General features: G+C 44.0%; 19 protein-coding genes and 1 riboswitch. Of the genes, 17 read left to right on the forward strand and 2 right to left on the reverse strand.

All coding sequences use genetic code 11. The features are described from left to right. Positions 1 to 41 precede the first annotated feature (41 nt). The 11 genes from R3O62_RS13565 to R3O62_RS13615 all read left to right on the forward strand — a co-directional run bounded on the left by R3O62_RS13565 (position 42) and on the right by R3O62_RS13615 (position 17494). Positions 42 to 3419: a SusC/RagA family TonB-linked outer membrane protein gene (locus R3O62_RS13565; RefSeq protein ID WP_022012195.1), complete on the forward strand. Its 3378-nt coding sequence runs from the start codon at positions 42 to 44 to the stop codon at positions 3417 to 3419. A 10-nt stretch (positions 3420 to 3429) separates the two neighbouring features. Continuing rightward, complete coding sequence (locus R3O62_RS13570; protein ID WP_022012194.1) at positions 3430 to 4935, forward strand: RagB/SusD family nutrient uptake outer membrane protein; 1506 nt, start codon at positions 3430 to 3432, stop codon at positions 4933 to 4935. Between the two features lie 38 nt (positions 4936 to 4973). Beyond that, positions 4974 to 5978 carry a putative zinc-binding metallopeptidase gene (locus R3O62_RS13575; RefSeq protein ID WP_032540590.1) on the forward strand — a complete coding sequence of 335 codons (1005 nt, stop codon included), beginning with the start codon at positions 4974 to 4976 and terminating at the stop codon, positions 5976 to 5978. 5 nt (positions 5979 to 5983) lie between these two features. Then, positions 5984 to 7009 carry a DUF4302 domain-containing protein gene (locus tag R3O62_RS13580; RefSeq protein WP_032540591.1) on the forward strand — a complete coding sequence of 342 codons (1026 nt, stop codon included), beginning with the start codon at positions 5984 to 5986 and terminating at the stop codon, positions 7007 to 7009. Between the two features lie 21 nt (positions 7010 to 7030). After that, positions 7031 to 7666: a hypothetical protein gene (locus tag R3O62_RS13585; protein WP_317472867.1), complete on the forward strand. Its 636-nt coding sequence runs from the start codon at positions 7031 to 7033 to the stop codon at positions 7664 to 7666. Positions 7667 to 7683: 17 nt separating this feature from the next. After that, the gene (locus R3O62_RS13590) at positions 7684 to 8871 is read left to right on the forward strand and encodes a DUF4856 domain-containing protein (protein WP_022012191.1); all 1188 of its coding nucleotides are present in this window, start codon (positions 7684 to 7686) and stop codon (positions 8869 to 8871) included. A gap of 8 nt (positions 8872 to 8879) precedes the next feature. Further along, positions 8880 to 9980, forward strand: coding sequence for a fibronectin type III domain-containing protein (locus R3O62_RS13595; RefSeq protein WP_317472868.1), 1101 nt, complete (start codon positions 8880 to 8882; stop codon positions 9978 to 9980). A gap of 27 nt (positions 9981 to 10007) precedes the next feature. Continuing rightward, on the forward strand, positions 10008 to 10931 hold the full coding sequence (locus tag R3O62_RS13600) for a hypothetical protein (RefSeq protein ID WP_188520452.1): 924 nt from the start codon (positions 10008 to 10010) through the stop codon (positions 10929 to 10931). Positions 10932 to 11011: 80 nt separating this feature from the next. Beyond that, positions 11012 to 13288: an SLBB domain-containing protein gene (locus R3O62_RS13605; protein WP_188520451.1), complete on the forward strand. Its 2277-nt coding sequence runs from the start codon at positions 11012 to 11014 to the stop codon at positions 13286 to 13288. 340 nt (positions 13289 to 13628) lie between these two features. Continuing rightward, positions 13629 to 13848: riboswitch (cobalamin riboswitch) on the forward strand. A gap of 60 nt (positions 13849 to 13908) precedes the next feature. Further along, entirely contained in the window at positions 13909 to 16425 is a 2517-nt protein-coding gene (locus R3O62_RS13610) for a ribonucleoside-diphosphate reductase subunit alpha (RefSeq protein WP_032530262.1), read from the forward strand. Positions 16426 to 16444: 19 nt separating this feature from the next. After that, complete coding sequence (locus tag R3O62_RS13615) at positions 16445 to 17494, forward strand: ribonucleotide-diphosphate reductase subunit beta (RefSeq protein ID WP_005808712.1); 1050 nt, start codon at positions 16445 to 16447, stop codon at positions 17492 to 17494. 369 nt (positions 17495 to 17863) lie between these two features. Here the strand turns inward: R3O62_RS13615 and R3O62_RS13620 are convergent, their stop codons facing one another. Both R3O62_RS13620 and R3O62_RS13625 read right to left on the reverse strand, forming a co-directional pair. Then, the gene (locus R3O62_RS13620; protein WP_227559618.1) at positions 17864 to 18055 is read right to left on the reverse strand and encodes a hypothetical protein; all 192 of its coding nucleotides are present in this window, start codon (positions 18053 to 18055) and stop codon (positions 17864 to 17866) included. Positions 18056 to 18132: 77 nt separating this feature from the next. Next, positions 18133 to 18315 carry a hypothetical protein gene (locus tag R3O62_RS13625; protein ID WP_032536402.1) on the reverse strand — a complete coding sequence of 61 codons (183 nt, stop codon included), beginning with the start codon at positions 18313 to 18315 and terminating at the stop codon, positions 18133 to 18135. A gap of 231 nt (positions 18316 to 18546) precedes the next feature. On the opposite strand from R3O62_RS13625, the gene R3O62_RS13630 reads away from it, so the two are divergent. The 6 genes from R3O62_RS13630 (at position 18547) to R3O62_RS13655 (ending at position 24765) form a co-directional block, all read left to right on the forward strand. Further along, positions 18547 to 20316 (forward strand): helix-turn-helix domain-containing protein, encoded by a 1770-nt coding sequence (locus R3O62_RS13630; protein ID WP_032543886.1) that lies wholly within the window; start codon positions 18547 to 18549, stop codon positions 20314 to 20316. 163 nt (positions 20317 to 20479) lie between these two features. Beyond that, entirely contained in the window at positions 20480 to 20791 is a 312-nt protein-coding gene (locus R3O62_RS13635; protein WP_032536399.1) for a hypothetical protein, read from the forward strand. 23 nt (positions 20792 to 20814) lie between these two features. Next, on the forward strand, positions 20815 to 21939 hold the full coding sequence (locus R3O62_RS13640; protein WP_188520449.1) for a DUF3575 domain-containing protein: 1125 nt from the start codon (positions 20815 to 20817) through the stop codon (positions 21937 to 21939). Between the two features lie 23 nt (positions 21940 to 21962). Continuing rightward, positions 21963 to 22859, forward strand: coding sequence for a FimB/Mfa2 family fimbrial subunit (locus tag R3O62_RS13645; RefSeq protein WP_269109684.1), 897 nt, complete (start codon positions 21963 to 21965; stop codon positions 22857 to 22859). 27 nt (positions 22860 to 22886) lie between these two features. After that, entirely contained in the window at positions 22887 to 23846 is a 960-nt protein-coding gene (locus tag R3O62_RS13650; RefSeq protein ID WP_269109685.1) for a fimbrillin family protein, read from the forward strand. A gap of 28 nt (positions 23847 to 23874) precedes the next feature. Beyond that, complete coding sequence (locus R3O62_RS13655) at positions 23875 to 24765, forward strand: fimbrillin family protein (RefSeq protein ID WP_186993248.1); 891 nt, start codon at positions 23875 to 23877, stop codon at positions 24763 to 24765.

The following is a 24765-nucleotide window of genomic DNA, read 5'->3' on the forward strand; positions in this document are numbered from 1 at the left end:
TAAAATTCAATTGTGATAAACAACAAAAAGAATAAATAACAATGAATGCAACATCGATTATAAAAATTGTAATTAGTAGTTTGCTGCTGGCAATCTTTTCTCAGATTTGTCTGGCACAGGAGCCGGCAGAGATAAAAGGTACAGTACGTTCTACAACTGGAGAATTTCTGCCGGGAGCTACGGTGGTAGTGGAAGGAACAGCACGAGGGGTTATTACAAACGTGGAAGGGAAGTTCTCCCTTAAAGCTCGGAAAGGGCAGATGCTGAAAGTGAGTTTCGTGGGAATGAAAACCCGGGTAGTCAAAATCACGTCCGATATAATGAATATAATACTTCAAGACGATGTACAAGAGATAGAGGGAGTGGTGGTCACCGGCTATCAACAGATTAAAAACAGGGTTTTTACAGGGGCGGCAGCTTCGGTAAAACTGGATGAAATCAAGCTAAACGGTATATCGGATGTATCGCGCATGCTCGAAGGACGTATCGCGGGACTTTCCATACAGAATGTAACAGGAAGTTTCGGTGCGGCACCCCGGATCAATATACGGGGCGGTGCTTCCATAATGGGGAATGTACAGCCTCTATGGGTTATAGACGGAGCAGTATACGAAGATCTTGTCTCGCTTACACTTGACCAGCTGGCTTCGGGTGATGCTGTAACCCTCATCAGTTCGGCTGTTGCTGGGCTGAATGCATCTGATATTGAAGATATACAGGTATTGAAAGATGCTTCGGCAACTTCGATCTATGGTGCCAGAGCACTGAATGGAGTGATCGTAATCACCACTCGATCCGGTCAAAGGAATTCGCCGAACAGATTTTCTTATTCATACGAACTAAGCATGCGCTCTGTTCCTTCCTATACGAATTTCGATCTGCTCAATTCTCAGGAGAGTATGTCTATTTATCAGGAGATGGACAGAAAGGGATATTTCTCTTTGCAAAATACACTATATGGGCGTCGCAGTGGAGTGTATTATCAAATGTATAAAGCACTCAACACAGTTGATCCGACTACCGGGCGATATTATCTGGAGAATACGAATGATGCTAAACGGACGTTTATGCGCGCAAGAGAGTATGCTAATACTGATTGGTTTAAAGAGTTGTTTACATATAAGCCTATCCATACACATACGGTGACTTTTTCCGGAGGAGGAGAGAATTCTGCTATGTATGCTTCTATCGGCTTTTATGATGACAGGGGATGGACACTGGCTGACAATGTTAAAAGGATTACTGCCAATATCAAGAACTCTTTCTACTGGAACGAAGACAAGATAAAGGTTACTATATCCGCACAAGGAAATCTGCGCAACCAAAACTCGCCGGGAACGATTTCGCAACGTAAAAATACTGTTATCGGAACATTCGAACGTGATTTCGATATTAATCCTTTTAGCTATGCTTTAAGTACGAGCCGCACTTTACGTCCTCATAGTGCGGATGGCGAGCGAGAGTACTATCGGAACAACTGGGCTCCGTTCAACATCCTGAATGAATTTGAAAACAATTACCTTAAAACCGAAGTGTTGGATCTCAAATTGCAGGGCGAACTCTCATACAGGCTTAATAACAACATTGAAGTAAAAGGATTGGCTACGATACGTCATGCGGTTACCAAAAGTTCGCATTTTATAACTGAAGGATCTAATGTGATACAGGCTTTTCGTGCCAACGAGACTCCCTATGTAGCCCGGGAAAACATTTATCTGTTGAAGAATAAAGATGATCCGATGCAACTGCCCCGGGTGGCATTGACACATGGGGGTATATTCAATAAAACGGAAACTTCTTTGCGAAGTTATTTGGGACGTCTGGCTTTGGATTATAATAAGCAACTGGGCGAGCATAATATACGCGCTTTCGGATTTACTGAAATACGATATGCGGATCGCAGCATCAATCCCTTTCAAGGTTATGGGATACAGTATGATAGAGGGAATCAGGTCTTTTCCAACCCCTTGGTTTTTGAAAAGTTGACCAATGAAGGAGATACCTATTTTTCTCTGACCGAACGTTATGAAAGGGGAGTGACGCTATCGGGTAGCGCTACTTACGGTTATGCCGGAAAATACATTTTCAATGGGGTATTCAATTATGAAGGATCCAACACTGCGGGTAAATATAGTCGTTCTCGCTGGTTGCCGACTTGGAATATCGGAGCCAAATGGAATCTGGATCAGGAGGAGTATATGAAAAAATACTCTACCATTTCAAGACTCGCCCTGCGTGCAAGTTATGGACTAACTGCCAAAATGAATGAACAAGCTATTAACTCTACTGCGGTTTTCAACCATCTTATAGTCAACCGTACTCTTCTGAAAGACAGGGAGAATGCGTTGCGTATTTTACATTTGGAAAATCGTGATCTGACGTGGGAAAAAATGTATGAGTTGAACTTCGGTCTTGAACTTGGACTGTTCAACAATCGCATTAGTGCAACATTTGATGTGTACCAACGCAATTCGTTCGATCTGATAGATCTTATCCGTACTTCCGGTGTGGGAGGACAGTATTACAAATATGCTAATTTCGGGGATATGCGTACGCGCGGAGTGGAGTTGGCGGTACAGACCCAAAATATATTAAGTGAGAAATTCAGTTGGTCTACCACATTTACTATCAGCGGAATGAAACAGAAGATTACCCGGTTGCTGAATACTCCTAACACCTTCGATATGGTGGCCGGAACCGGACGTGGCAACATTGTCGGTTTTCCACGTGGATCTCTGTTTTCTTTCAATTTTCAGGGGCTTAACAGTGATGGTCTGCCTACTTTCGATTTCGGACTTTATCCTTCCAACAAGGGAGTGAACAGTGAAATATCAGGAGCAGACTTTCTGGATGCCCAGCATTCAAAGTCGTACCTTATTTACCACGGACCTATTGAACCGAGTTATATAGGAGGTATTGCCAATACCTTTAAGTATAAAAACTGGGAATTATCGTGCTTCGTTACCATGCAAGCAGGTAATAAGATTCGGCTGAACCCGTCGTTTGATCCGGCATTTGCCGACCTTAATGTATTTTCCAAAGAGTACTACAACCGTTGGTTGAACCCCGGTGATGAGTGGAAAACAAATATTCCCGTTATTCCTTCACAGGATCTGATACGGAATATCGGAAAAGAAAATATCGAAAAAGCTTATAACACCTATAACTATTCACAAAATAGGGTGGCCGATGGCAGTTTCGTGCGTATGAAAAACATCTCGTTGGGATATCGTCTGCCTCAAAGATTCCTTTCCTTTCTCAAAATCAAGCAGATGAATGTAAAGGTAAACGTGACGAATCCATTCCTGATCTATTCGGATAAGAAACTAAACGGGCAAGACCCTGAGTTTTATAGATCAGGGGGAGTTTCACTACCTACTCCCAAACAATATACGATGACATTGAATGTTGAATTTTAATTGGACAAAAATGAAGAAGACAATCTTTTTAAGTATCATGATCCTTCTGCTGACGGCGTGTCAGGACTATCTGGAAACAAATCCGGATTCTACCCTTGATGTACAAATAGACAGCGAGGACAAAATAGCCGAGCTCCTTACCGGAGCCTATCCCGAAGCCAGTTATTTTGCTTTTCTGGAAGCACGTACGGATAATGTGGAAGAAAGGGTAAACGGCATTCATTCGCGGTTGAACGAAGCGATGTATTATTGGGAAGACTACGATCAGGAAGATTTAGATACTCCGCTGAATTATTGGAATGCATGTTATGCCGGAATCGCTCAAGCCAATCAGGCATTAGAGTTACTCGGTAAATACCCTAAAACCGATCGGGTAAAAGCGTTGTATGGAGAAGCGTTTCTCTTGCGTGCTTATCTGCATTTCATGTTGATAAATATCTGGGCCGAGCCTTACGGAACCGCCAAATCGGCAACAGCCCCGGGCATACCTTATTTAAGTCGACCTGAAAAAAATGCACTGGTAGACTATGAGCGCGGAACGGTGAAGGAGGTGTATGAAAAGATTGAAAAAGATATGAAACTGGGTCTTTCGTTGGTGGATGATGCTTATTACATCAAGCCTAAATTTCATTTCAATAAGAAAGCGGCCTATGCTTTTGCTTCGCGCTTTTATCTGATTAAGGGAGAATGGGACCGGGTGGTCTCATATTCTGATTATGTACTTGGTATCGATCCAAAGCCTGTCTTAAGAAACTGGCAGAAGTATAAAAAGGAATTTAACTCCAATAATAAGTATCTCTATATTCGGTATGCAAGTGTTGATGAACCAGCCAATTTATTGTTAACTACCACAGAATCAAGAGTAGCACGTAATATCCCCTCAGAAAAATATGGAGTAACAACCCAAAGTGCCGAAAAGGTGTATAATCAACACGGAATAGACGGATGTTTTAATTTCCGGAAAATGAAGATGCAGCCGTACTTTCTGTTCAACTATAATGATGGGCGTATAGACGACGGACAATATATAGCAAAATTCGATGAACTGTCATTATCCGGTTATACAGGTATACGTCCCAGAGGGCTGTATGTTACCAATGTTTTATTCTCTACCGACGAAGTTATGCTCAACCGGATGGAAGCGTATGCCATGCTTGGAGAGTATGATAAAGCAATAGATGATTTGTTGGTCTACTTATCTGCCAAGTATGGAGTGTACCCTTCTTGCAACCGTTCGGCTTATACGCAGACAAGTAGCGACAATTACCAGACTTATACTCCATTCTATGGAATGAGTATCAATCAGTTGGCGCTGATAAAAATCTTTTTAGGTTTTAGAAGACAGGAATTCCTGCACGAAGGTCTGAGGTGGTTTGACATTCGCCGTTTTTATATATCGGTCAAACGTACATCGAAGTATAAGTTTTACAGGCAACTGGAAAAAGAAGATTCCAGAAAACTTCTGCAAATTCCGGCAGAAGCCATTAACCGGGGATTGGTTCCTAATCCCCGATAAAATATTCTAAAAAATAATTAAACAATAAAACCGAGCGTATGAAAACAATAATCAAAAAAATGAAATTCAGATATTTTATCCGGGGAAGTCTGTATTTTCTCGTTACCTCTTTCCTATTGGCAGGCTGTGAGAAGGAAGCACCCTTATCTGATCGGAGTGTAGTGGAAGCGGGTGCGGTAGAGCGTGAAAAAACAGAGTTGGACAAATGGATATTGGATACATTCACCCTCCCTTACGGCATCGAAGTGGAATATCGGTGGGACAAAAATGTAGTGCAAAACGGGAGCTATATCTATCCTCCCGAAGTCGCTAATGTAAAAAGTGTGCTCAAGGCTATCAAGGCCTTATGGATTGATCTCTACACAAGCCCCGATTTGGGAGGAGAAAAGTTCTTATTGGGAAAGAATCCTCTTAAAATATATATGTACGGAGGAAGAAATGTAGATGGAAACGGGATGGAATTATTAGATAATCCCGAGGCGACAACTAATGAGATGTTTCTGTACAACATCAACGAGTTCGATCCTAAAGATGAAGATAAAGTTTTTGTCTTAATGCGAAGTGTACATCACCAGTTTGCCAGACATCTTATGGAACTTTTCCCTTACGACAGAAACAGCTTCCTATCCATAAGTAGAAACAAATATATCGAATCGACCACCCCCATTGCATGGGTCTTCAAAGGAGAGATGCATGGACGTAGAGTGTTCGTTTTGGCCAGATATGCCAATAGAAAAGGCTTTTTTACCTACCATTCTCTTCTCTCGCCCGAAAAGGACTTTGCGGAAATTATCAGTTCAAAGCTGACACATACCCCCAAAGATATACTTAAAGCCTTGACTGAAGCAAAAACTCCTTATACAGCCGGATCGGATCAGGACCTCCAAAATGCATATAATGAACAAGCTGTCCAGGCATACAAAGAGTTGACAGAAAAGCAAAAATTGGTAGAAGATTACTTCAATAAAGAAATTAAGATTTCGCTTAATTATCTTCAACTGAGAAGTATAAAGCAATTAAAAGCATTTACTAAACAAAAATAAAAAGCATGAAAACAGGATTTCGAATACTGATTCTGATAATGGTTTTCTTTTCATGTAAGGATGAAGAAATCTTCGACTTATCTCCTTCTGAACGGAACGCGAAACATATTAGCGAGCTGAGAAAGGAGCTTATAAACGCCCCTTACGGATGGTCTGTCACCTACTTCCCCCGAACAGACTCTCTGCTGTTTACGAATGTGAACGAATTGATAACTCTTCCCAAAGGGATATTCGACGAAAAGTATAAATATGGATATGGCGGACACTGCTTCCTGATGAGGTTCTCTGACAATGGAGTTGTACAGGCTGTGGCCGATTATACCGAGCAGAGTTTGCAGGAAGTTCGGCAAAGTGAGTTTGAAGTAAGCCAAAATACATTCACACAACTGAGTTTTACTACTTATAACTATCTGCACTCTTTGGTGAACGACCGGTTCACCGGTTCTTCGGATTTTCTTTATACAGGAAAAGATATTGACGGAAATCTGATATTTAAAACATCTTCATATACAGAGCCTGCACGGGAGTATATTGTATTTACAAAACTGAAGAGTGATGAAAGTTGGCAGGAGGATATTAGAAAGTCATATGACAATAAGCTGTTCTTTGAGAAGATGAAAAATCCTCAACTAAGTATCCGTAAGGCTGACCGGGTTTATTTTCGAAGCGACATGCGTATGAATGCCACTTATAGCACGGATGGAAATACGAAACAACCACTGGAAGTATATCAACGCTATCGTCTGTTTCTTGCCATAGATTACTTTGCTCCTCGGGGATGGCTTGGGAATAAGGTGAGAGGCTTGGGATCGGGATATGTAGGTACAGCTGACGGCTTGACTTTCAGGCCCGGTATACGGTATAGTGAAACATACACTTTTTATGATTTCCGCAGAGAGGGAGAGCGGTTCGTCTGTGAACTTGTCAAAGTGTTTGACCCTTATAGTAAAACAATGCGTTGGGTAAGCAGACATCTTGCTCCCGAAGGAGAAAAGACCGGAGTAATAGCTGAAATCCGGGATGAAATTTAAATATTAAAAACCAGAATGAATATGAAACATATATGGATAATTTGCCTGCTGGTTGTATGCAGCTGCAATACAGTAAAAGAAGATTTCGCAGTGAATGAAGATTATGAAAAACTATTTCCACCTAAAGAGATAGAGAAACCTGCAAACAAGCGTGGAGAGCTGTTCGTGCAATTGTGTGATCCCAATCAGGCATTGGAAAGTTACCAATACCCCGGTACGGAAACACCGGATGACGCTGAACAATATAAGATAACCTTGATATGTTCGTTTCAGGAAAAAGGTTGGGATGGAAACCTTACAAATGATGTCATTGCCCAGTACAAAGTGAAATATATTAATGAGAAGAAAGAGTTGGTGACAATCAGTTGTGGAAAGAAGAATGCGGGAGTAGCACGGGAGGATACAGGCCGGTTAATCCCCAACGTAATGTATAATGGAGAGAAATTGGAAATCTCTTTTAATGTCCATTCGGGATTTCCTCTATATCTGTGTGTTACCGGGGAGGGACCCAGGTCTTCCAACATAAAAGCAAGTATCAAGGCCGTTTCTATCGACGGACTGATTGAAATTCCCGGTTTGGAAACAGAGCAATATCAAAATGAGGAAGGGATCAACCCACTGAGGTATCCTTATTGTGAATATTTGATTTTACCTTAAGAAAAAATAGCAAAAAGATGAATTACTTACTGAAATATATACTTTCTTTCTGTCTGCTGACGAGTGTTGCAGCTTGTACCGAAGGGATAAATGAAACAGTGGAAAGTGCGTACCAACTTCCGGTATTTCCTGAACCTTCATACAAATTCTCAAGAAACGGGGAGAGTTCTGTAAATGTGCTGGAATGTGAATTTCTGAAATCTCCCATTGACCGAATTTTTTCGGAATATATGAATGAAGCGCGTATGAGTACTCAAAGAGATTATGACGAAGCACGCCGTATCTATCATGAAGGGACATTCGGACTGAAACCCCAGAAAGAAGTTTCCACTTCTCCTGTACATCTGAACGATAGAGAAAAGATTCTGCGAGACATCGACAATTGGTTTGAAACTTCTGCACGCATTGCGGGTTTAGGGGCGAACATTCCCTCTTACGAACATAGGAACAGGGAAGCTGCGAAAGGTTCGACGGGATATGTAGGCAACAATATAGGCGATTCAGATATCTGTTATGTAGATGAGAAAGGGATTGCCGTGGCCGAGGTTTACAAATATGCTGTTATGGGGGCGATATATCTGGACAAAATATTGAATATACATCTGGCTGAGGAAATATTGGGAAATAACGAGATACTTATCCGAAACGACCTGACACAACTCTTACCCGGTCATAACTATACAGAGTTAGAGCATCATTGGGATCTGGCTTATGGATATTACAGCTTCTGGAAAACATTGGCTCAGGCCGATGGCTTACCTGCCCTAAAAGACTGTCACTTACGCATCTTCCGCTCATTTGTAAAAGGACGGACCTTTATGGAGACTTCCCGATATGATGAAATGAGGCTACAGGCCGATACCATCAGACAAGAGCTTTCGCGGGTGGTTGCCGCAAGAGCTATGAATCTGCTTGTCGGCCCTAATACATTTGCCAATCTAAAAGAGAATCCCAGACGTGCATTCCGCCTGCTCTCCCAAGCTTACGGGTTGATCTATGCTGCACAATTTGCACGTAATACGCAAGGAAAGCCATTCATTACAAACGAAGAAACCGGAAACTTATTGCATGAACTGGAGAAGAATGATGGTTTATGGGATAAAGAGCGCTTATTGGGAAGAGAGCAAACCGAAGGGGCGTTATATAATTTGGCAACTCGCATTGGAAAAATATTTGGAGTTTCATTGGAAGACATTAAAAAATAAGGAGAAAAATGAGAAAGATACATAAACTGCTTTTACCGATAATTATATTCATGTCGGCAACAATCCAAGTCAAAGCTCAAAAAGAAAATATCATTCCCAATGGAGGATATGAAGAGTGGAGAGATGGGGGACAGCCCATTGGCTGGCGTATAGCAAGCGACTTTAGTCCGGAACAAGTACAGGAGAGGCGTCCCGAGAGTCCGGGTACATATGCACTTAAGATATGGCTCAACGGAGGATCTATCTATTTGGCTCAACCTACACCGGTAGAAGGGGGAAAACAATATGCATTCTCTTTCTGGTACAAAACGAATATAAAAAACACTGAAATAGCAGTAACTTTATTGTGGTATGATGATGGAAGGGTAAAAAGTAGAGAGAAAATACTTTCGGTAAGAACAGTTAAAGATGAATGGAAAAAAGCGGAGGGTGTCGTAACAATTCCGAAGAATGTTTATAGTATGGGGATGGGCATAAAAACACTTCGGGTTTATCAGGAGGGCTATATGCTGTTCGACGATATGTCGATGGTGCCCAAAGGGACCGGACCGGACATATCTTCCGTCCCGAAAGCTCCCCGCAATCTGAGTATAAAAGCGTATCAGAGCGAAATGGAGATCTCTTGGAATAAAGTCATAGATGAAGAAATGCGATGGGAAGTTATGTTTGATGGCAAAACCGAAACAACCACATCCGGAAATTCATATATGAAGACAAAACTTAAACCGGGAAGTGAGCACCACGTTAAAGTAAGAGCAGTAAAGGGTAACGAGTTTTCACCATATGCCGAACGAAAAGGAGTGACGGAAGGAATGAGTAAAGCAGAAAACTCTGAAGATCGGATTCCTTACCTGCGTACTATCACTCCTGACGGGAGTTGCAAGGGGCGTTTCCTAAAGCTCTATTATAATGAACTGGCCAATCCTGATGCGAGAATCTCTTATAAATTGAACGGAATGACAGTTAACCCCAAAGATGATACTTTAGAGTTCCCTGAGTTTGAAGGATTTTACAAACAGTTTCGACTGGAAATCTATATTGATGAGGGAGAAGGTCGTGAATGGGAGATTTTATATCCCCAACTGGGTGTAGAAAAGATTCAAGAATAAAAATACAATTAAATAGGAAATAAACCAATGATAAAGAATGTAATAACCCAATTGTGTATCATTTTTTGCCTTATTTGCTTTTTTGCATGTGAAAAACAAAAAGAAGAACTTCCCGATATCCGGATAGGAAAAGAGAAGAGTGTCGAAGAATTGTTGTTGAATAAACAAACGGGAAAAAGACTCCTTCTCTCAGGCGGAAACGGGAAATATATAGTTAACGTAGAAAACGCACAGATAGCTACTGCCTATATAAGTATGGACACGCTTAAGGTAAAAGGTCTGTTGGAAGGTGAAACGTTTGCCACTATCATTTCGCATGACAAGCGTGCAAGGCTGAAAATCAGCGTGGTCTTTCCCGACTTGGAAGTGAGCCATTCAACGGTTCAGTTCCTTCCCGGATTTAAAAGTAAATACGTAAGTATCTTCGGAGGAGGGGAACTGACCAAATTGGAAGAGAACGACCCGGCGGATATCATGGATATCAAATGGGACGGCTCTACCGGGATGCTTGAGATAAATCCCAAATATGAGGGAGAAGCCCAAGTTATCGCTATTTCTGAAGATGCAAAAGAGAAGAAAATCATCCATATTAAAGTGAGACCGGAAGGAGAACTGGAGACTTCGGGTTGGTATAGTACCAATGCAAGTTCATATTATTTGATTTTGAATAATAAAATGGTAGTCAAAAGAAAAGGAGTAGGTACGTGGATTGCAAACAGCGCCCGTCCTTATGGAGGGGGAGGAGTGACTTATAGTAGTTCTTATATAAAATTAGCTCCCATTGTGAACCCCATACAGGGTGATTCTGTTGATCTGAATATTCTTCGTTATGAATCCCAAAAACCGCAAATAACAGAAGGGATACATCGGTTGTTTGTAGAAGAAGTGCGTGAGTCTGAAGTCATGTTGCGGGGGAGAGGTTTCAAGTTTCTGCTTCCTTATCAGAAGTGAAATATGGATGTGGATTGTGTTAATTTATGGGATTCATTATTTGTGTTAGAATCTACATGATTAATTAATAACTGTGTTTTATGAGTATAGAAATATTGTTGCAAACCGTTGCTGTGGGTTTTTCTTGTCAGTCGCTTTCTTGCGTCACAAAAAAAGTAAGCTGTCTGATTGATAAGATATCCGGCAGGGTGAATGATAAGGGAGCATTGTTATTTGCCCTGTTCATTCTATTGGCGGGCGGGAGCAGGGCAAGGCAACATAGAAAAGAGGATTTTATAATCCGTGGTAAGCAGGTTACAGTTTTTGGACGCAATATATTTACTGACCGGAATTTATCTTTTGAACCTAATCTGGATATCCCTACCCCTGAAAATTATGTGTTAGGGTCCGGAGACGAATTGATTATCGATGTGTGGGGCACTTCCGAAAATACAGTCAGAGAAATTATTTCTCCTGAAGGTACTATTCACGTGGCAGGTATAGGTCCCATCTTTCTGGATGGAATGAGTATACAGGATGCCGAACGGAGCTTAAGACGTGAATTCAGTAAGATTTATGCCGCTATTTCCGGAAAATCGGTTCATATCAAGTTATCATTAGGGGGAATCCGTACCATCATGATCAATGTCATGGGTGAAGTACAGGTACCGGGTACTTACCGCTTGTCGGCATTTGCATCGGTATTCCATGCCTTGTATCGTGCCGGTGGGGTCAGTGGTATTGGAAGTTTACGTGATATTCGTGTTGTGAGAGGTGGAAAAGAGGTCGCTTGCATTGATGTATATGATTACATTATGAAAGGAAAGTTGACGGACGACATCCGTTTATCGGAAGGCGATGTCATTTTGATTCCTCCTTATGAGAATTTGGTTAGTATTTCCGGAAAAGTCAAACGTCCGATGGCGTATGAAATGAAAAAAGGAGAAACCATAACAACTCTGCTCAGCTATGCGGGAGGTTTCACGGGAGATGCTTACCGGGACGCGATACGTCTGTTTCGTCTGAATGGGAAAGAGAAACAGATATACAATGTAGGGCAGGATGATTACCAATCTTTTGTTTTGACCGACGGTGATGAATTGTCTGTTGAGGCGGTATTGCAACGTTTCTCAAACAAAGTTGAAGTTCGTGGTGCTGTGTACCGTGCCGGCGTATATCAATTGGACGATAGTATCACGGGAACTGTCAGGCAGTTGATCAGCAGAGCAGAAGGACTTCGGGGAGATGCTTTTCTCAACAGGGCTTTGTTGAGACGTGAGCATGAAGACCTAACACATGAAATGATCCCGGTCGATTTGAAAAGAATGATGGCTGGCGCAGTCTCCGACCTACGTTTACAGAAAAATGATGTTCTTTATATCTCGAGTGTGAAAGACATTGAGAAAGAAGGTACTTTATCTATCTATGGTGATATAAGGAATCCGGGAGATTTCCCTTATGTTAAAAATACGTCCATACAGGATTTGATTGTAAAAGCGGGAGGATTGCTGGAATCTGCTTCTATGGTCCGGATCGATGTCTCGCGGCGGATTAGAGATCCTAAAAGTATATCATCTTCCACTGTTATCGGAAAAAGCTTTACGGTTGAACTTAAAAACGGGCTGGTGATGGGGGAGGATAAAGGATTTGAACTGGAACCCTATGATATCGTTTTCATTCGCCGAAGTCCGGGATATCGTAAACAGGCCAATGTAACAGTTAAAGGCGAAGTGGCCTTCACCGGTAATTATACATTAATCCAAAGTAATGAGAGGCTGAGTAGTCTGATAGCAAGAGCCGGCGGACTATCGAAAGAAGCTTATGTAAAAGGAGCGCGTCTGATACGCAGAATGACGGCGGATGAAATGCGTCAGAAAAAGGATGTGCTACGTTTGTCGGTCAGAGGAAGTGAAAAGGCTTCTGTATCTCCGGTTACTCTGGAAGCCTCTTCCACTTATCCGGTAGGCATAGAACTTGAGAAAGCATTGGTAAATCCAGGCTCTGACGAAGATATGGTTTTGCGCGAAGGAGATGTACTTTTCGTTCCTAAATATGTCAGCACGGTAACAATCAATGGAGCTGTGATGTATCCTAATACGATACTTTATCAGAAGGGGAGCAGTCTTAGTTATTACATTGAGCAGGCAGGTGGATTTGGAAACCGGGCACTGAAGCGGCGTGTTTATGTAATATATATGAATGGTATGGTTTCTCGTCTGAAAAGGAGAATGGGCAATGCAATTGAACCCGGATGTGAAATAATAGTGCCAAGCAAAAAGGGCAGGAAAAAAACTGTGGCGGCGGACGTTACAGGGATGAATACTTCCATCGCCTCTATTGCCGCAATGGTGGCTGCTATGGTTGGTATGACAAAGTAATGTTCATAATAAAAAGAGTAATCCGACAGCTTTTTGTACCCTTAAGATTAAATAAGGAGGCAACTTATAACAGAGTTAGTGGAAAAAATGTCAGTCAGTAACAAAGAAAAGGGACAATCAGCCTAAAACAAATTAACGGTATACGTAATTCTTTCCATCTTGCGCACTAAGATGTATATCTTGCGTGCTAAGATGTGCATCTTGGCTGCTGAGATATACATCTCGGCTACTGAGATGAACTTTAATTGCCTTCTCAGTTAGAATGGATAATCTGTGCATAATACATCTTATGGCAACTTTTTTTAACTACGGAATTATTTGTATATTACTGAAGTCTTTCGTTATTTTGTGGCGAATTGGTTCACTTATGCTTTTCTGCATAAGTGATTAAAAGGGAATCGGGTGTAAATCCCGGACAGTCCCGCTGCTGTGAAACTCCGGTAGACTTACCGATACTAAACTTATTGCCACTGCATTGCCCAAGTAGATGAGGAGAAGTGTGGGAAGGCATCGGAAAGGAGGAGTCAGTCAGAAGACCTGCCATTCATCAAAGGCTGTTTCTACTCGGGGGGTAGGGAAACGGTGCGAAACGATAAAATAATTCATTTCAAGAACATTTCATGCAAATAATCAAGAGGAATGGGGCAACGGAACCATATAATAGAGAAAAGATAGCCGTTGCGATACGGAAGAGTTTTGCCAGTACCGGAAGAGAAGTACCGGACGAAACCGTTTACACAATTGTAGATGAAGTAGAACTCTTTTTGTGTGATGAAGTACACCGTAGCGTGGAACAGATTCAAGATGAGGTAGAACGTGGTTTGATGGAACATGGCTTTTATGCCGAAGCTAAAAACTATATACTTTATCGTTGGCAACGTACGGAACGGAGAAAAGCTTTTAACCATATTGTCAGCAGTATAGGTTCTGAAGCGTTGGCTGACACATTGAAAGATATTCAAAAGGATTTTGTTGCCAATGAATATAGTTTGGTGATACTGGCAGAGAAGTTTGTAAACCTCTGCAAAACCGATATGACAGCTGAAGAGAGGTTGACGACTCTTATTAAGGCTGCCGTAGAGCTTACTACGCAAGAGGCGCCTGACTGGGAATTTATTGCTGCCCGTTTGTTTAATTTTCAGTTGACGCAGAAGTTAAAGGTACAGGCAGAAATTGCCGGTATTTATTCTTTTTATGACAAGCTGCGCTATTTGACGGATGAAGGTTTGTATGGTGACTATATCCTGAGCGCTTATTCTCCACGAGAAATAGAAGTGGCTGCCGGGTTTATGTGTCCCGAACGTGATAAACTTTTCAATTATTCGGGATTGGATCTTCTCGCGAAACGTTATCTTATCCGTACGCACTCACATGAACCAATGGAATCGGTACAAGAAATGTATTTGGGGATTGCGCTTCATTTGGGTATGTCCGAAAAGTGTGATAGATTGCAGTGGGTAAAGAAGTTCTATGATATGCTGAGTCGGTTAGAAGTAACCATGGCAACCCCTACACTGTCCAATGCCCGCAAGCCTTATCACCAGTTATCCAGTTGTTTTATTGATACAGTGCCCGATAGCCTGGAGGGGATTTATCGCAGTATCGATAATTTTGCCATGGTCAGTAAGTTTGGCGGAGGAATGGGAATGTATTTTGGTAAGGTGCGTGCGGCAGGAGGAAATATACGAGGGTTTAAGGGAGTGGCAGGCGGAGTGATACGCTGGATGAAACTGGTAAATGACACTGCCGTAGCTGTCGACCAACTGGGTATGCGTCAGGGAGCTGTAGCAGTATATCTGGATGTCTGGCACAAAGATTTGCCCGAATTCCTGCAACTCCGCACCAATAATGGAGACGACCGGATGAAGGCACATGATATCTTTCCTGCCGTATGCTATCCTGATTTGTTCTGGCGTATGGCAAAGGAAGACCTGAATCAGCAATGGTACTTGTTCTGTCCCAACGAAATTATGAATGTCAAAGGGTATTGCCTGGAGGATTATTATGGAGAAGAGTGGGAGCAAAAATACTTGGATTGTATAAACGATCCCCTTCTCTCTAAGCGGGTTCTGAACATCAAAGATATTGTCCGGTTGATACTACGCTCTGCCGTAGAGACAGGGACGCCTTTCACATTCAACCGGGATACAGTGAACAGGGCTAATCCTAATTCGCATCGGGGGATTATTTATTGTTCTAACCTATGTACGGAAATAGCTCAGAATATGTCATCCATTGAAACTGTTTCCACTGAGGTCCGTACGGAAGGTGGTGATACGGTTGTAGTCAATACCGTCCGTCCCGGTGACTTTGTCGTTTGTAACCTTGCCAGCTTGTCGCTTGGACATCTTCCATTGGAGGATGAACGGCAGATGAAAGAAAAAATAGCTGTTGTAGTACGTGCGCTTGACAATGTGATTGATTTGAATTTCTATCCTATCCCTTTTGCCCGGATAACAAACCATCGGTACCGTAGCATCGGTTTAGGGGTGAGCGGTTACCATCACGCACTTGCATTGCGCGGTATCCGTTGGGAAAGCGTGGAGCATCTTAATTTCATTGATAAAGTATTTGAGTGTATCAATTATGCCGCCATCGAAGCAAGTGCCGGGCTTGCTAAGGAAAAAGGAAGATATGTTTATTTCGAAGGAAGTGACTGGCAAACCGGAGCTTATTTTGCGAAACGTGGTTATGATTCTCTTCAATGGAAAGATTTGGCGGCCAAGGTTGCGGCAGATGGCATGAGAAATGCTTATCTTCTGGCTATTGCTCCTACCAGCAGCACTAGTATCATTGCCGGAACAACTGCCGGAACAGATCCGGTCATGAAACGTTTTTTTCTTGAAGAAAAGAAGGGTGCCATGCTTCCGCGAGTGGCTCCGTCATTGTCTGATAAGACGTATTGGTTGTATAAGGGAGCTTACCGGATAGACCAGACATGGAGCATACGTGCTGCGGGTATCCGGCAATTGCATATTGATCAGGCACAAAGCTTGAATTTGTATATCACCAATGATTTTACCATGAGACAGGTATTAAACCTTTATCTGTTGGCATGGGAATGCGGAGTGAAGACAGTGTACTATGTACGCAGTAAATCGCTGGAAGTGGAAGAATGTGAAAGTTGTGCATCCTGACTAACATTAAATAATAAATATGGAAATAAAGAAATTAAAGAAGAATGCCCTCTTCAATCCCGAGGGTGATACCGAACTCCGTCTCAGAAAAATGATTGGCGGGAATACAACTAATTTGAATGATTTCAACAATATGCACTACAAATGGGTAAGTGACTGGTATCGTCAGGCCATGAATAATTTCTGGATACCCGAAGAAATCAATCTTACTCAGGATACAAAGGATTATCCACATCTGGATAAGGCGGAACGGACAGCTTATGACAAAATATTGAGCTTCCTTGTTTTCCTTGACTCCCTGCAAAGTAACAATCTGCCTACTATCAGTGAATACATTACAGCAAATGAAGTCAATCTCTGCCTGCATATTCAAGCCTTTCAAGAGTGCGTCCATAGCCAAAGTTACAGTTATATGCTGGACTCTATATGTAGTCCGGAGGAGCGCAATGACATTCTGTATCAATGGAAAACAGATGAGCATCTATTAAAAAGAAACACTTTTATAGGTAATTGCTATAATGAATTTCAGGAAAGCCAGGACAGTTTTACGTTGATGAAAACATTGATAGCCAATTATATACTGGAGGGTATTTATTTTTACAGTGGCTTCATGTTTTTCTATAACCTGAGTCGTAACGGAAAGATGTCTGGATCTGCTCAGGAAATCCGTTATATCAATCGGGATGAAAATACCCATCTTTGGCTGTTTCGTAATATCATTCTGGAATTGAAGAAGGAAGAACCGGAATTGTTTACTTCTGATAGGGTGAAAGTATACGAAGCGATGATGCGTGAAGGAGTGAAACAGGAAATAGAATGGGGGCAATATGTGATAGGTGACGAGATCCAGGGATTGAATAAGAAAATGATAGAAGACTACATTCGTTATTTAGGAAACCTCCGCTGGACCAGTCTTGGATTTACTCCATTGTATGAAGACAATTTAAAAGAACCCGAAAGCATGCGTTGGGTATCACAATATTCCAATGCCAATATGGTAAAGACTGATTTCTTTGAGGCTAAGAGTACTGCTTATGCAAAAAGTACAGCATTGGAAGATGATTTGTAATTGGTATATAAATGAAAGATATAATCCTTCACTTCACTCCTCACAAAAGTTTCCATTTCGATGATTTTCCATTCGCTTCCGAACCTGGTTCTGCCGCAGAAGACAGGGCAGAAGATAAGAAAGGATAGTAACTCTCCGTAGAAGACAAAACACCGGAACCCCGACCAAATTTATGGTTTGAATTCCGGTGTAGTCTTCCTTCAAGCAGTTTTTTTCATAACGTAGATCCTGCGGTAATACAACACTTCCCGGAACTGCCATCAATATAAATGCCATCATCAAAGAAACCACCTCCTTCAACGGACTGCATCGCTGCACTACGCTCCGGTTCCGGTAATTACTCTGGTGGCAGAAAAAAAGATAATCAAGCTATTCCGATTCATCCCGAACTCGCAGGACTGTGTGCCCACAATCCAGTTGATCCTGAAGTTGGTAAAGACTATAGCAAATGCTCTGCTGCGCCAAAGGCGGAACAGGCGAGGCTGTAGCCACTGTTATAATAGAATATTCCACTAAACAATCCGACGTGAAGCCCAGACGGGCGAGTTGTTCCCAATCCATGCGGTTCTCAAAGCCCAACGGTTGCGGACTTGTTTCCCTGCTTCGGATTGTCCGGGGGAGGAACCGGTAAACGACTGTTATTCCGTTGCGGTGGGAGATTTCTGCTCCTGCACCAGTATCGGATAATCATTCGGATTGATCTTGTACAGGTCGATGAGATCCTGTTGTTTTCGGGATATCCCAGCATGTCGGTAAACACGTCCGTCGTCGTCCTTGTCGGCCACGAGTAATACTTCTTTTTCATTCTGATTTTCTTTCATTGTAATTTGCTTTATGTGACTTGCATCTATCGTAATGCGGGGCGAAAGTAGATGCAAGTGTTTGTAATTCAATGGAACCTGAATAGCGTGGCACCAAGTGGCACTAAAGTGGCTGCTTGTGGCATAATTTGGTGATTTATTATAAATTCTTTCATGTTTGTTCCATCTGATGATATTTTTTGTATTTTTGAAAAATTATAAATCAAGAACTTATGTAAACACACAACCAATATGAAATATAAAACCAGTCTGATAGCTATTTTGTGGGGAAGCCTTTTATGTTTCACTTTACCTGTTTTAGCACAAAATAACCTACAACGTCAAAAAGACTCTTTGCGGCAAGTGATCGAACACTCTGAAGGTATTGATAAACTGAAGTCATACAATAGATTGTACTATTTGTATATGTCGGAAGTTGCCGACAACCAAAAGATGGATACATTGCTGATGCTGTTCAGCCGGGTTGAAGCCGAAGCCATAAAGCAGGGAAACGTAGAAATGCAGGGAATGGTGTATGGAAATACCATCATATCTCATATAAACCGGAAGGAGTATGACGAAATCATTCAAAAAGCGCCCGGCTATCTTGACTTTTATATCCGGCACGAGTTGTGGAAGTTCTATTATCAGATCAATATGCAGCTAATCACTGCCTATAATCTGAAAGGGGATTATAAACAGGCAGCCGAAGCGGCGGAACTCATGTTCGACCGTGCCAGGAAGCGGGAGGATAAGGCAGGGATGGCATTGGCGCTCTATGCTACCGGAATCACTTATAATGTTCAGAATAGGTGGAAAGAGGAAGAAGAATGTTTCAGAGAGTGTGCCGGCTTATTATGGGAAGTTTCGGGATACGACAATATCCTGACACAATCCTATGCGTTCTTATGCACTGCTCTCCGGGCACAGGCACAATATGATAAACTATTGCAACTTGTGCCTGACTATGAAAAAGCGATTGCGCGATTCGAGAAATCATCCGGAAGAACACAGCCCGAAGCGCGGGGAAATCTCTATGTAGCATTGATGAATACATATATAGATACGAAAGACTACGACAAAGCCGGGGAATATCTCTCCAAATTGGAAAGTATTGTCAATAACAATATTTCCAAATATGAGTTGGCGCGCGCAAAGGCACTGATTTTTCAGTCACAGGGAGACTACCGCAGAGCACTTGCCGTAATAGACAGTGCAACGGTCGGGATTGATGAATCGGACTTCAGCCTCAATGATACCAGAAAAATAAAGATGGAGATACTTGCCCGGATGGGACGTGTTGACGAAGCGTTAGCACTATTGGATCAGTTTATAGCTACCAATGATACTATAAAAAACGTGGAGGTCAATGCCCGGTTCGACGAATTACGTACCCAATATGAAGTGGAAAAACATATTGCCGAGAAAGAGCGTAATTTCCATTACCTCCTTTTTGCTCTTGCCATTTGTCTGGTTCTCGCTTTGCTCTTGGCAGGTGCTTTCTATTACAACCGGACTATTGCCCTCAAGAATCGTAAGTTGTATGAACGAATTAAAGAACAAGACCGATTAGCGGACGAATTATTCCGATTAGAGAATGCCCGCCAATCGGAATCCTCGCTTAAGGATTCCGGCAAAACAGCCAGAGCTACGGAACTATTTGCACCTTCCGGCGAACAGCAGAATCTGGTTATTCGATTGCAGGAGTATCTGCTCTCCGATGATAACCTGTCCAATACTGACATTAACCGCGATGATATAATCTCCGCACTTGGCACCAATAAGAATGCATTGACAGATGCCGTCAAAGCCGTTACGGGAAAATCTCCCATGGAGTATATGCGTACTCTGAAAGTGGAAGAGGCACGCCGAAAGCTCGACAGCCATCCCGAATTAACGATTGAAGCGATAGCTTTCAGTTGTGGTTTTAATATACCGAGCACTTTTTATCGTCTGTTTCGCAAACAATATGGCATTAGCCCGACAGAATACCGGAAAATGGCAACGTCCCAAGAAAAATAAAAAATACTGCTCCAAAACTTAAAAGCACGGTGAATCCGTGCTTTTTTTATGTCCGAAAGCTTGAAAAACGGCAGAAAAGGACAAAACGCCACAAACTTGGGACAAAATGCAATAGTTTTCAGCCCGTATTTCACATACTTTGCACCAAGAAAAAGAAATATCTATGGACAATTACATTTTCCTTATCGCACTGGGGCTTGTTTTCTGCTCGCTGGCAATTGTGGCTTTGGTCTTTTTGCATTGCCGGAAGATAGTTGAGAAGTGCAATTATTATATAGCGAAAGGCATCCGTGAGCAGGACTGTTTAGCTAAACAATTGGAACGAACACGCATAGAAAAAGAAATGATGGAAAAGGTGATTAAAGCAGAACTGTCGGAAGCTGTTAAATCTTCCATGGCAGGGGAAAAAAACGATGGCTGTACGACTGACTGTAAGAGACAGATATCGCGGATAGAGATAACCTATTTCATTTAATATACATATAACAAATGAACTTTATGAAACAATTACAAGAAAAACTACTGGCTTTGCTTCTGATGGCTTTATTGTCCGGAATAGGAGCTTACGCGCAAGAGGCACCGGATAAACAAGAGACACCGGATAAAGTGGTCGTTTTCCGCTTTCTTCCGGGTGAGGAAATGTTTTCCCTCAAAGGTAACGAGGCGGAATTGGAACGGCTCTACATGCTGGTTGACAAACACAGGGCGGAGATTACGGCAGGTAGAATGCCCGTTTATGTAGATGGCTATTGCGCCTCACTGCCCACCGCAAAAGAGAACCTGAACACGGCATTCGCCCGCGCCAACCGGGTAAAGTCGGAACTTATCACGCAGAAAGGGCTGAAAGAAGCGGATTTCATCACCGCCAATTACGCGCGTGCGTATCATAATAATAAAGACTTGGTGGTAGTGACACTCCGTATCCCTTCGGCTAAGGCTACATCGGAGACGATGCCCGCCCAAGAAAAAGTAAAATGGGAAGAACCCCAACAAAAACAAGTAACCGTAGAACAAAAAACGGAAATTGCCGTGGAGAAACCATCCAAACCCTCCACAGTGGAACAACAGCCTGCCCCCGTATCGGAGCAACGCATCCGGGAAACGGAAAAACCTTATCGCTTTGCAGTGCGCACAAACCTGCTGTATGACGCCCTGCTGCTGCCTACGCTTGGCGTGGAATGGCGGATAAATGAGCATGTCGGCATTAAACTCGACGGTGGTCTCACATGGTGGGGCGGTAGCAGCGGCAAAGTGCAGAAAATGTGGCTCGTCAACCCCGAAGTGCGCCGGTATCTTTGGGATAAAAAGCGTTTCTATGCAGGGATATCGGGCAGCTATGGGGAGTATAACCTATATAAGTATATGTTGGGCGGTATCGTTTCAAAGGATACCGGCTATCAGGGCAAGCTGTGGAATGCGGGATTGACCGTGGGCTACCAGCTTTACCTGTCCCGCGGCTTCTCCATCGACTTCAACCTCGGTCTGGGCTACACCCGTTCCGAATATGACAGTTTCGGCATGACCGATGGCATACGTGTATATAAGAAACGGAACAGAACAAAGAACCTATGGGGACCGACACAGGCTGGCATCAGCCTCGTGTGGACGATTGGCAGCAAATAAGTAGAACTATAAAAATACGATATATGAAAAATTCGATTACATTACTTTGTATCTGGACGGCAGTTCTTCTCCTTGCGGGTTGTGATGTGAAAGACCCGATTTACAACACTCCGCATCCTGACAAAGGGCAAATCATCCTGACAACAGACTGGATGCGACGCACGACGGGCGTGGATATACCGGCAAACTACACGGTGGCATCCGGTGAATACATGGCTACCGTGAGCGATGTCACCAACACGCTCGACCGCCTTTTTGAGCCGGGTGTTTGCCACTTGTGTGTTTACAACATGCCGAAGCATATCACCATGAGCGGCAGCGTGGCAACCGTCGCCGGGGCTTCGGGCAACGTAGCCGGAGCGGGTCCCTTCGTGCAGGAGATGCCGGACTGGTTGTTTACGGGCGTGACGGAAACTACGATAGAAGCGGACACCGACCACACCCTTACCGTTGCGATGCAGCAGCAAATACGCCGGCTGACGCTTTTCATTGAGCCGACGGGCAACACCACGGATAGGATAGAGCGAATCGAAGGCTACCTTTCGGGGGTTGCCTCGACGCTGGATATGGACAACGGTACGCACGGTACGCCGCTGAACGTGGTACTGGCGTTCGCGAAAGTGACAGAAGGTGCCAATGCTGGAAAATGGGCGGCCACGGTGCGTCTGCTCGGCGTAGCAGGTGAGCAGCAGAAGCTGAACGCCAAACTCTACTTTGCAGGAGGAAATCCCGGGCCGGTCACCCTCGACAGTGATCTCACCACGGAGCTTGCCGCCTTCAACGCCGACAAGCATAAGCCACTTGCTTTGGGCGGGAAAATAGTAGAGACGCCTACGGAAGCGGACTTTTCCGCTATCATTACCGACTGGACACCGGGCAACAGTGAAGAAGGCTCGGCAGGAATGGAGACGAACAATTGAATCAATAACACTAAAAAAAGTAAGATTATGAAACTTAGAAACTTATCAATCATTGCCGCAGCAGCCCTTGCGCTTGCCGCCTGCAACAACGACAACGAAGCAGTCACCGACAACTGGAACGGCGAAATCCGCCTCACCAGCGGCATCACCTCCCAGACCCGTTCCTACGGCCTCGACACACAGCTTGGCGCAGGACTGGAAGTATCTGCCTGGGTGGACGACAGCAAAAACCTCCCCCTCTACCGGAACAACGTGCTCACCGCCGACGGCACCGGAGGCTTCACTTACGCCACCGATATGTACTACATCTCGCCCGACCCCGTGAACATCTATGCCATCCATGCCAACCCTGCCCCGGTGGGAGACAGCTTCCCCGCATCGGTGTCCCACGAAGTGAAGGCCGACCAGACCACGAAAACCGCCTACGCCGCTTCCGACCTGCTCTATTCCACCAAGCGGAACGTGGCCCCCACCGCCTCTAAGGTGGCTCTCACTTTCTACCATTTGCTATCTAAAGTAGAAGTAGTGCTGAAGCGCGGCAACGGCGCCCCCGACCTCACCGGTGCCACCGTGACCCTGGAGAACACCGCCCTGAAGGCCACCTTCACCCCCAAGAAAGCCGCCGACATGAGTAACGAGGCCGAACGCCAGGCGATGGTAGCCCTTGCTGCCGACCCCAACCCCGCCGCTCCGATTACCATCCCCACGGTGGTGACGACAGACTTTAACGCCACCAATCTCCAGTACGCCGAAGCCATCGTGGTGCCCCAGGAACTAACCGCAGGCACCGTCTTCATCCGCGTGAAGCTGGCAGACAACACGAATTTCGTCTACAAAATCCCCGCCGGAGATGCCTTGGAGCTGCAAAGCGGCAAGCGGTACATCTATAAGATAACCGTGGACTATAAGGAACTGAGGCTGGAAACCGAAATCGAGGACTGGGAAACCATAGGCGCACCCGTAGAAGGCTCTGCATTTCAGGAGTAACCCATAAACAATAAATATAAAGAAAAAAATGAAGAAGACGAACATACCAATATATATAATGTACCTGTGGGCAGCCTTGGTTTTGGCTGCCTGCACAGGCGATGACGACGCGGCATGGCCCGAAGGCGGCGTGCCGCTGGAACTCTACGCCGCCGTAGAGGGATATTCCTCCGCCAACGCCCAGACACGGGTTACCACTGAAAATAGGTGGGAAGGGGGAGAAGTGGTGGATCTGCGGATTAAGTTCGGGGATATGACTTTGGCATCATCCCTCGACGTCGATTCCGATGGAAAGCTGATTACAAATGATGTCGGCTGCACTTGGAAAAGCCCGGATGAAGAAAAGGAGATTTATGGAATATATCGTTCGCCGACAGCTTCTTCTTTATTCTCTGTACTGGCCGACCAGAGCAATGAAGGATATCAGGATAGCGACTACATGGTTGCTCCCAAAATCCGCATCACCGTAACGTCCCCCGATAAGACCCTCGTCTTCCGCCACGTCACGGCTAAAGTGGTGGTACACCTCAAAGTGGGCAACGGCGTGACCGACGATGAACTGCAGCGCGCCACTGTAACCTTTGAAAACCTCACGTGCACGGGAGGGAGCGTCAATACCAGCAATGGAACCGCAGGGCAAGTGCGCCCCGGCACCGACCACATCACCCCCAACGAAGTGACCCCTGCCGCCGCCGACTACGTACGCACCGTGCGCGCCCTGCTTCCTCCCCAAAATATGTCGGGACGGAAGTTCGTGAAAATAGTCATCGGAGGAAAGACCTTCTACTACACCCCCGCCGCAGGCGAAGCGAACTTCTTCAGTGGCAAGATGTACGAGTACCGCCTCACCGTGACCTCGGAAGGTATCGAAAATATCGACATGGAAGAAGGAGGAGGTACGTGGCAGCCGGTCGAGTAG

Source organism: Bacteroides hominis (genome assembly GCF_033042785.2).
In the GTDB taxonomy this organism is placed as follows: Bacteria; Bacteroidota; Bacteroidia; order Bacteroidales; family Bacteroidaceae; genus Bacteroides; species Bacteroides hominis.

Excerpts from the sequence above, each read along its gene's own strand:
- R3O62_RS13565 (WP_022012195.1), top strand. The coding sequence starts at position 42 with ATGAATGCAACATCGATTATAAAAATTGTAATTAGTAGTTTGCTGCTG.
- R3O62_RS13570 (WP_022012194.1), top strand. The coding sequence starts at position 3,430 with ATGAAGAAGACAATCTTTTTAAGTATCATGATCCTTCTGCTGACGGCG.
- R3O62_RS13575 (WP_032540590.1), top strand. The coding sequence starts at position 4,974 with ATGAAAACAATAATCAAAAAAATGAAATTCAGATATTTTATCCGGGGA.
- R3O62_RS13580 (WP_032540591.1), top strand. The coding sequence starts at position 5,984 with ATGAAAACAGGATTTCGAATACTGATTCTGATAATGGTTTTCTTTTCA.
- R3O62_RS13585 (WP_317472867.1), top strand. The coding sequence starts at position 7,031 with ATGAAACATATATGGATAATTTGCCTGCTGGTTGTATGCAGCTGCAAT.
- R3O62_RS13590 (WP_022012191.1), top strand. The coding sequence starts at position 7,684 with ATGAATTACTTACTGAAATATATACTTTCTTTCTGTCTGCTGACGAGT.
- R3O62_RS13595 (WP_317472868.1), top strand. The coding sequence starts at position 8,880 with ATGAGAAAGATACATAAACTGCTTTTACCGATAATTATATTCATGTCG.
- R3O62_RS13600 (WP_188520452.1), top strand. The coding sequence starts at position 10,008 with ATGATAAAGAATGTAATAACCCAATTGTGTATCATTTTTTGCCTTATT.
- R3O62_RS13605 (WP_188520451.1), top strand. The coding sequence starts at position 11,012 with ATGAGTATAGAAATATTGTTGCAAACCGTTGCTGTGGGTTTTTCTTGT.
- R3O62_RS13610 (WP_032530262.1), top strand. The coding sequence starts at position 13,909 with ATGCAAATAATCAAGAGGAATGGGGCAACGGAACCATATAATAGAGAA.
- R3O62_RS13615 (WP_005808712.1), top strand. The coding sequence starts at position 16,445 with ATGGAAATAAAGAAATTAAAGAAGAATGCCCTCTTCAATCCCGAGGGT.
- R3O62_RS13620 (WP_227559618.1), bottom strand. The coding sequence starts at position 18,055 with ATGGATTGGGAACAACTCGCCCGTCTGGGCTTCACGTCGGATTGTTTA.
- R3O62_RS13625 (WP_032536402.1), bottom strand. The coding sequence starts at position 18,315 with ATGAAAGAAAATCAGAATGAAAAAGAAGTATTACTCGTGGCCGACAAG.
- R3O62_RS13630 (WP_032543886.1), top strand. The coding sequence starts at position 18,547 with ATGAAATATAAAACCAGTCTGATAGCTATTTTGTGGGGAAGCCTTTTA.
- R3O62_RS13635 (WP_032536399.1), top strand. The coding sequence starts at position 20,480 with ATGGACAATTACATTTTCCTTATCGCACTGGGGCTTGTTTTCTGCTCG.
- R3O62_RS13640 (WP_188520449.1), top strand. The coding sequence starts at position 20,815 with ATGAAACAATTACAAGAAAAACTACTGGCTTTGCTTCTGATGGCTTTA.
- R3O62_RS13645 (WP_269109684.1), top strand. The coding sequence starts at position 21,963 with ATGAAAAATTCGATTACATTACTTTGTATCTGGACGGCAGTTCTTCTC.
- R3O62_RS13650 (WP_269109685.1), top strand. The coding sequence starts at position 22,887 with ATGAAACTTAGAAACTTATCAATCATTGCCGCAGCAGCCCTTGCGCTT.
- R3O62_RS13655 (WP_186993248.1), top strand. The coding sequence starts at position 23,875 with ATGAAGAAGACGAACATACCAATATATATAATGTACCTGTGGGCAGCC.